Origin of the sequence: Mesorhizobium sp. M4A.F.Ca.ET.020.02.1.1 (assembly GCF_004022645.1) — a bacterium.
Taxonomy (GTDB): Bacteria; Pseudomonadota; Alphaproteobacteria; order Rhizobiales; family Rhizobiaceae; genus Mesorhizobium.
The window spans coordinates 1-6,690 of the sequence record NZ_RZOI01000304.1 but is presented as its reverse complement, the minus strand read 5'-3'; the positions used below and the strand labels follow the sequence as shown (position 1 = coordinate 6,690).

The window sequence follows — 6,690 nt, the reverse complement described above, 5'->3', positions numbered from 1 at the left end:
GCTCGCCCTGCGGCTTGCCGGTCCTCAGATTGATGCTGAAATCGACGCGCTCCGCCAGCCGCCCGGGATCAACGACATGCCAGCCGATCGTGCCCTGCACGGCCACGGTCTGGAAATCCTGGCTGCGGCCCTTGACGAACAGTGTCATCTCGCGGTCGTCCATCGGCACTTCGGCAATGCTGGCGGTTTCCGGCGCGAACCAGAACACCAGGCCGCGGCCGCTCTGCTTCACGCGACCATCGCGATAGCGGATGACGTGGCTGCTTGCCTCGCTGCGGAGCTGGGCGATGAAGCCGAAGTTGCGGATGGTGGCCATGGTAGTCTCTCCCTCAATCGGTTACGGACGCTGGAAACGGTAAAGTTCTGCCGGTCGGTAGGCGGTGCCCGCCTCATAGGCGCCGGTCGCCGCCAACCAGCCCTTGTCGAGCAGCCGCCGGCGAAAGGCCGGCTTGTTGAGCGCGGTACCCAGAATTGCCTCGTGCACATCCTGGAGCTGCCGCAGCGTGAACAGTTCCGGCAGCAGCGCGAAGGCGACGTCGGAATAATCGAGCTTGCCGCGCAGCCTGAGCATCGCCATCGCCAGGATGTCGGCGTGGTCGAAGGCGAGCGTGAGCTTTTCGTTGTCCGGCGACAGCACGTTGACCGGACCGCCGGCCTCGCCGGCCCAGGGCACATGGATCGCGGCGGGCAGCAAAGTTGGCATCGCCCGCGCGGCCGCGTCGAAGGCCGTCTCGGTCAGCAGAACGAGATAGGCAACGCTGATGATGCGCATGCGCGGGTCACGATCGACCGCGCCGAAGGTGTAGAGCTGTTCGAGGCGAGCACCCTCAATTGCGGTCTTGTCGCGCAGCACCCGCGCGGCAGCGGCATCGAGGGACTCGTCAATGCCGACAAAGCTGCCCGGCAACGCCCAGCGGCCCGCATGCGGATGCTGGTCGCGTTTGAGCAGCAGGACCGTGGGACGGCCGTCGCGCAGCCCCAGCAGGACGAGGTCGACCGCCACCGACGGCCGCTGGAATGCGTTGGGGTCGTAATCCTTGAGGAAATCGGTCTCGGTCATCAACGTGTCTCATGCCTATTACGCAAGTTACATATATCTATCTTGAATATATGTCAACTGACACGCAGGAGTTCGAGAGACGGTCAAGAAAGGTGAGCGCAGATCGTCCATGCCCCTGTCTTGTGCGCTGATCGCCGTTAACTCGATGTCAGGCTGTTCGGGGTGCTGTTGGAACGCCACGCAGATCCGCGCGTTTGCAAGTAAAGCTGTGCGGTCAAGACGGAGCTCGCGCAATGGCCTCCATCCGGTACATCGTGACGGACGTGGATAGATCGGTCGAGTTCTATCGCGACAGACTCGAGTTCTCGGTGAACATGCACAATCCCGGCAAGTTCGCAGCGCTTGTTCGTGATGACCTGACGCTCTATTTGAGCGCCCCGGGAGCGGGCAGCGGAGGCACTGCCGGCGGCAATCCGGAGCCTGGCGGCTGGAACCGGTTCATGGCTGTCACGAAGGACTTGGATGGGCTCATCAGCCGGTTGGATGCCGATGGGGCCGAATTCAGGGGCGAAATCAGCGAGGCGGGAGCCGGTCGAGCCAGGCTTCTGAAAGACCCATCGGGCAACCTGATTGAACTGTTTGAATTCAAGTAATCAATGCCGCTGACCGCCTGCTCTGCGCGCAACATCCCGAACTCAGAATACAAATGCTAAGCGCTCCGCCTGACGACATCCCCAGCGGCAGGCAGTTGCTCTTAGCGGTCCTCTTTAAGTTGTTAACAATTCGTGCAACCTGACGCATATAGTGTTGATCTGCAGCAAGCTGGGAAGCGAGCCGTTACCTTGCGCGATACGCCCGCCGAGACAATCGATCTGCAGCTTGTCATTCACAATGACGATCAGACCCCATGGGAGTTTGTCGTCAATCTCGTTCGCTCGGTCTTCGATCGATCGGAGGCAGAGGCCGAGGCCTTGACCGCGACGGTGGCGCAGCAGGGAAAGGCAGTGTGCGGCAGCTACCCTTTCGCGGTGGCGAAGGCGATGCTGGACACCGCGCAGCAGCGCATCAAGGCTGCCGGTCACCCGCTTCGCATCACCGCCGCTCCCGGCGAAACTGAAGGCGCGGCCACGGCCGGCCATGCCGCACAGGCTCCGCGCAACAAAAAGTTCAAGTATGCCCATGAAGCGATCGCCTGGCATTTCGACGGACTGGCGCATGACGAGATCATCGCGACCTCCCGCCAGTTTCCCGGCCACATGCGCGCCGACGTGCAGGTGGCGCTCGACAAGCTGTTCTCGGCCTCGCCGGTTCGCTTCTTCGGTCTCTACGAGCAACATCGCTACGAGACGCTGACCTTTGCCGCGTTGACGAAGGAAGGTCAGTTCGCCGTCACCATCTCGGCAGCGCAGTACCAGGACGTCGATATCGGCGAGAGCGATCCGATCAAGTGCCTCAACAATGGCTTGTGGCTCAATCGGGATGGAGACCTGCACTACGCGGTCGTGCTGTCCTTTCACCGTGAGTATGGTCACGAGGCCGGAACCTGCGTCGAGATCGCGGTGCCGGCCGGCGAGGATGGCGTTGCCCTTGTGGACCGTTGCTTCTCCCAACTGGAGGCCGCGATCAATGCTGCGCGATCCTACCGCGGCAAGGTTCTCTCGCTCGAGTCGGAAGGTGACTATCGCGGCCGCTCCAAGGGAGTGATGGTCCATCGCTTGCCGCAGGTGCAGCGCGACGCGATCATCCTGCCGGAACGGACTTTGAAGCTTCTCGACCGCAACGTGATCCGGTTCATCGAGAGCCGGGAGGCGCTGCGACGGCTTGGGCAATCGACGCGCAAGGGCATCTTGCTTTACGGCCCGCCGGGCACCGGCAAGACGCACACCATACGTCACCTCGCCGCCAATCTCCCTGGCCACACGACACTGATCATAACGGCCGACCAGATGGGCCTGTTGTCGCAATACATGACCCTGGCGCGCCTGCTACAGCCGGCTACGGTCGTGATCGAGGACGTGGACCTGATTGCCCGCGACCGCGAGAGCATGGGAGGTCCATGCGAGGAAGCGCTCCTCAACACCCTGCTCAACGAGATGGACGGTTTGAAGGACAATGCCGACATCCTGTTCATCCTGACCACCAACCGGCCCGAGCAACTTGAAGGCGCTCTCACCGGGCGGCCGGGACGTATCGACCAAGCCATCGAGGTGCCGCTGCCGGACGACGACTGCCGGGAGAAGCTGGTGCGCCTCTATGGCGGCGGGCTGAAACTTTCCGATAAGATCGTGAGCGAAGCTGTGGCGCGGACGAAGGGGGTCAGCGCGGCGTTCATCAAGGAGCTCATGCGCCGTACCGCGCAGACCAGCATCATGCGTGGCGACGGAGAGGTGGTGACCCCCGAGGATCTGGCCGAGGCCCTGGACGACATGCTGTTCACCGGCGGCCGGCTCAACGTCAGGCTGCTTGGCGGCGCAACCGACGGGCCATCGAGTTGCTGAGCCAGTGGCCGAATAGGGGCAGGTGACGGCGACCTGTTCGCTGCAAGCGGCGTAATGCGGTTGCCGTCATGCGGCCGGAACGGCTGCCGCTTCGAATCTCCTCCGGATCCCGGATTCAGTTTCCGCTGCCGACATAACGACCGTCCGACGCCCATCCGCCACGCCATCCACGATGACGTGGCCGATGCCGCGCGAGCACGGCTCGACGCGCGCGTCGACGTGATAAATATCCCGGAGCAGATCGGATGTGATGATGTCCGGCGACGGCCCGCATGCGACCAGCCGGCCATCCGCGATGACCATCGCCTGATCGCTGAAGCGCAGGGCGTGATTGAGGTCGTGCAGGGCGATCAGCACGACCATGCCTCGCGCCCGGGCAAGTTCCCGCATGAGGCCGAGCACCTCCACCTGCCGCGACAAATCGAGTGCCGATGTCGGTTCGTCCATCAGCAGGATTTCCGGCTCGCGCACCAGCGTCTGCGCCAGGCTGGCGAGCTGCCGCTGGCCGCCGGAAAGCTCGCCCACATTGCGGAAAGCGATGTCGGCGATGCCGAGCGCCGCCAGAGTCTCGTCGATGCAAGCCAGATCATCGTCGCCCACAGACCAGCCCATTCCCTGCTTGCGGGCGAGCAGCGCCGACTCATAGACGGTGAGCACCGCATTGGCGGAGGTGTCCTGCGGCATGTAGCAGATGGCATTCCGCCCCCGGGACGCACCGTCGACATGCACCTGGCCCGGTCCGTGCAGAAGCCCGGAGATGCGCCTGAAGAGCGTCGACTTGCCGGCCGCGTTCGGGCCGATCACGGCCACGATGTCGCCGCCCTCGAACGCAGGTGTGGTCACATCCCGAAGCCGAAGACTCTTGCCGTAGCGCGCGCCGAGCGCGTCGAGCTGGATCGTCACCATGAGCGCCTCGCGCTGGACAGGATGAGCGAGATGAAGAACGGAATGCCGATGAGCGAGGTGACAATGCCGATCGGGAAGACTGTCCCGGGGATGAGCGACTTGCTGACCACGGAGCTCGCCGACAGGATCAGCGCGCCCGACAGGGCCGACGCGGGCAGGAAGAAGCGCTGGTCCTCCCCGATGACCATCCGTGCGATATGCGGACCAACGAGGCCGATGAAGCCGATGGTGCCGACGAAGGCGACGGGGATGGCGGCGAGAAGAGTCACCAGCATCAGCGTCTCCAGCCGCAAGCGACCGACCTTGACGCCAAAGCTGGCTGCCTTGTCTTCGCCCAGCCGCAGCGCCGTCAGCGCCCAGGCGCGCCGCGCGAAAATGGGCAAAACTGCGAGGAGAATGAATGTAGTGACGGCGAGCTTGGGCCAGGTGGCCTTGGTGAGGCTACCCATGGTCCAGAAGACGACTGCCGCCAGCGCTTCCGCCGATGCGAAAAACTGGACGAGCGCGAGCAGCGCGTTGAAGGTGAAGACCAGCGCGATGCCGAGCAGCACGATGGTCTCCACGCTGACGCCGCGCTTGACGCTCAGCATGTGAATGAGGAACGCCGCCAGCATCGCCATCACGAAGGCGTTGATCGGCACGACATATTCGACCGCGGCGGGGATGAGCCTCACGCCGAAGGCCAGTGCAAGTGCTGCGCCGAAACTCGCGGCGGCTGATATACCGAGCGTGAAGGGGCTCGCCAGCGGGTTGTTGAGGATTGTCTGCATCTGCGCGCCGGCCACGGCGAGCGCCGCTCCCACGACGATGGCCATCAGCGCCACCGGCATGCGGATTTCCCAGAGCACCACGCGCACCTGCTGCGGCACCGTATCAGGAGCAAGAAGCGCCCGCACGACCTCACCGAGCCCATAGCGAGCTGGACCGACCGCAAGGTCGACGCAGAGGCTCAAGAGCAGGGCGGCGCAAAGGCCGGCGAGAATGATCTGCCGTCGCCAGACGAGGGCGCGATAACGCCCTCGTCCCTCGGTGCGATCGACCGCGGCGCCGGCGGCCGTCGTCTCAATCGACATCGGTCAGCGAGACCCAGTGGCCCGGCCTGTAGGCGACCGGCAGGAACTTCTCGTGCAGCACCCTGAAGGTCGCTTCGGGGTCGAGGTCGGCGAAAAGATCCGGATGCAGCCACTTCGCCATTTGCTGGATGGCGACGAACTGATAGGGGCTGTTGTAGAACTGATGCCAGATGGCATGCACCTGACCGTTCTCGACGGCCTTCACGCCAGTCAGCGCCGGCCGTTCGGTCAGCGCCTTCAGCTTGCGCAGCGCCTCGGCCTCGTCGCGGCCGGGGCCGACACCGACCCAGGCGCCGCCCGGCACATAGGCTTCCCACCAGCCGCCAGTGACGATGATCTGATCCGGGTTCGAGGCGATGATCTGTTCGGGATTGAGCGTGCCGAACGTGCCCGGAATGATGTCCATAGCGATGTTGTCGCCGCCCGCCATCTCGACGAACTTGCCGAAATTGTCATCGCCGAAGCTCATGCAGCAGTCTTCCGAATAGCCACCGGCACGCTCGATAAAGACCTTGGGCCTTGCCGGCTTGGCTTTCTCAATCACGTCGGTGACGCGGGCGATCTCGGCGGCGCGAAAGGCGATGAACTCCTCGGCGCGCTCCTCTTTGCCGAACAGCTTGCCGAAGAGGCGCATGCTGGGCTCGGTGTTGATGAAGGGGCGCTCGCGGAAATCGACATAGACGAGCGGAATGCCGGCGGAGGCGAGCTTCTCGATATACTTGGCGTCCTCGGTCGCCTGCTTCGACTCGATGTTCATCAGGATGACATCTGGCTTAAGCGAGACGGCCTGCTCGACATCGAAGGTGCCGTCCTTGAAGCCACCGAAGGTGGGAATCTCTGCCATCCTGGGGAATTTCTCGAGGTAGGCGGCGTAGTTGTCTGGATCCGCCTGGCTGAAATCCTCGCGCCAGCCGACGATGCGCTTGAACGGGTCCTCGGCGTCGAGCGCCGCGACGAGATAGACCTGCCGGCCTTCGCCCAGGATGACCCTCTCGACCGGAACGTTCACCTCGATCTCTCGGCCGGTGACGTCAGTCACTTTCACCATCTCCGCCCTTGCGGCCAGCGTCAGCAGGGCAACGATAGCGGCCGCCATCATCCCCGTCGCGATCCTTCCAAAAGTCATCACGCCCTCTCTTAGGTGGATTGTCAGAGGCGGCTTATAAAAGATGACTTCAAATCTCAAGAAATATCTTTTAGAGCCATTCCAGAC

At 63.4% G+C, this 6,690-nt stretch carries 6 protein-coding genes and 1 pseudogene; 2 read left to right on the top strand and 5 right to left on the bottom strand.

The features are described from left to right. Positions 1-316 (bottom strand): annotated as a pseudogene (locus EN742_RS19080) (band 7 protein); the annotation flags it as partial. A gap of 21 nt (positions 317-337) precedes the next feature. Then, the gene (locus EN742_RS19075) at positions 338-1,060 is read right to left on the bottom strand and encodes an NUDIX domain-containing protein (RefSeq protein WP_126057154.1); all 723 of its coding nucleotides are present in this window, start codon (positions 1,058-1,060) and stop codon (positions 338-340) included. Between the two features lie 233 nt (positions 1,061-1,293). Between EN742_RS19075 and EN742_RS19070 the strand changes: the two genes are divergently transcribed. Continuing rightward, a complete protein-coding gene (locus EN742_RS19070) occupies positions 1,294-1,653 on the top strand; it encodes a VOC family protein (protein ID WP_128333150.1) in 360 nt (119 codons plus the stop codon). A gap of 189 nt (positions 1,654-1,842) precedes the next feature. Next, positions 1,843-3,498 carry an ATP-dependent Clp protease adaptor ClpS gene (locus EN742_RS19065; RefSeq protein WP_126057156.1) on the top strand — a complete coding sequence of 552 codons (1,656 nt, stop codon included), beginning with the start codon at positions 1,843-1,845 and terminating at the stop codon, positions 3,496-3,498. A gap of 66 nt (positions 3,499-3,564) precedes the next feature. Here the strand turns inward: EN742_RS19065 and EN742_RS19060 are convergent, their stop codons facing one another. The 3 genes from EN742_RS19060 to EN742_RS19050 are packed head-to-tail and all read right to left on the bottom strand — an operon-like array spanning position 3,565 to position 6,576. Next, positions 3,565-4,404, bottom strand: coding sequence for an ABC transporter ATP-binding protein (locus tag EN742_RS19060; RefSeq protein WP_127400037.1), 840 nt, complete (start codon positions 4,402-4,404; stop codon positions 3,565-3,567). Next, entirely contained in the window at positions 4,398-5,477 is a 1,080-nt protein-coding gene (locus EN742_RS19055) for an iron ABC transporter permease (protein WP_126057157.1), read from the bottom strand. The genes EN742_RS19060 and EN742_RS19055 overlap by 7 nt, the downstream gene beginning before the upstream one ends. Beyond that, positions 5,467-6,576: an ABC transporter substrate-binding protein gene (locus EN742_RS19050; protein WP_126059279.1), complete on the bottom strand. Its 1,110-nt coding sequence runs from the start codon at positions 6,574-6,576 to the stop codon at positions 5,467-5,469. Before EN742_RS19050 ends, EN742_RS19055 begins: the two co-directional genes overlap by 11 nt. Positions 6,577-6,690 lie beyond the last annotated feature (114 nt).

Coding starts and splice junctions, on each gene's coding strand:
- EN742_RS19075 (WP_126057154.1), bottom strand. CDS start 1,060: ATGACCGAGACCGATTTCCTCAAGGATTACGACCCCAACGCATTCCAG.
- EN742_RS19070 (WP_128333150.1), top strand. CDS start 1,294: ATGGCCTCCATCCGGTACATCGTGACGGACGTGGATAGATCGGTCGAG.
- EN742_RS19050 (WP_126059279.1), bottom strand. CDS start 6,576: ATGATGGCGGCCGCTATCGTTGCCCTGCTGACGCTGGCCGCAAGGGCG.
- EN742_RS19055 (WP_126057157.1), bottom strand. CDS start 5,477: ATGTCGATTGAGACGACGGCCGCCGGCGCCGCGGTCGATCGCACCGAG.
- EN742_RS19060 (WP_127400037.1), bottom strand. CDS start 4,404: ATGGTGACGATCCAGCTCGACGCGCTCGGCGCGCGCTACGGCAAGAGT.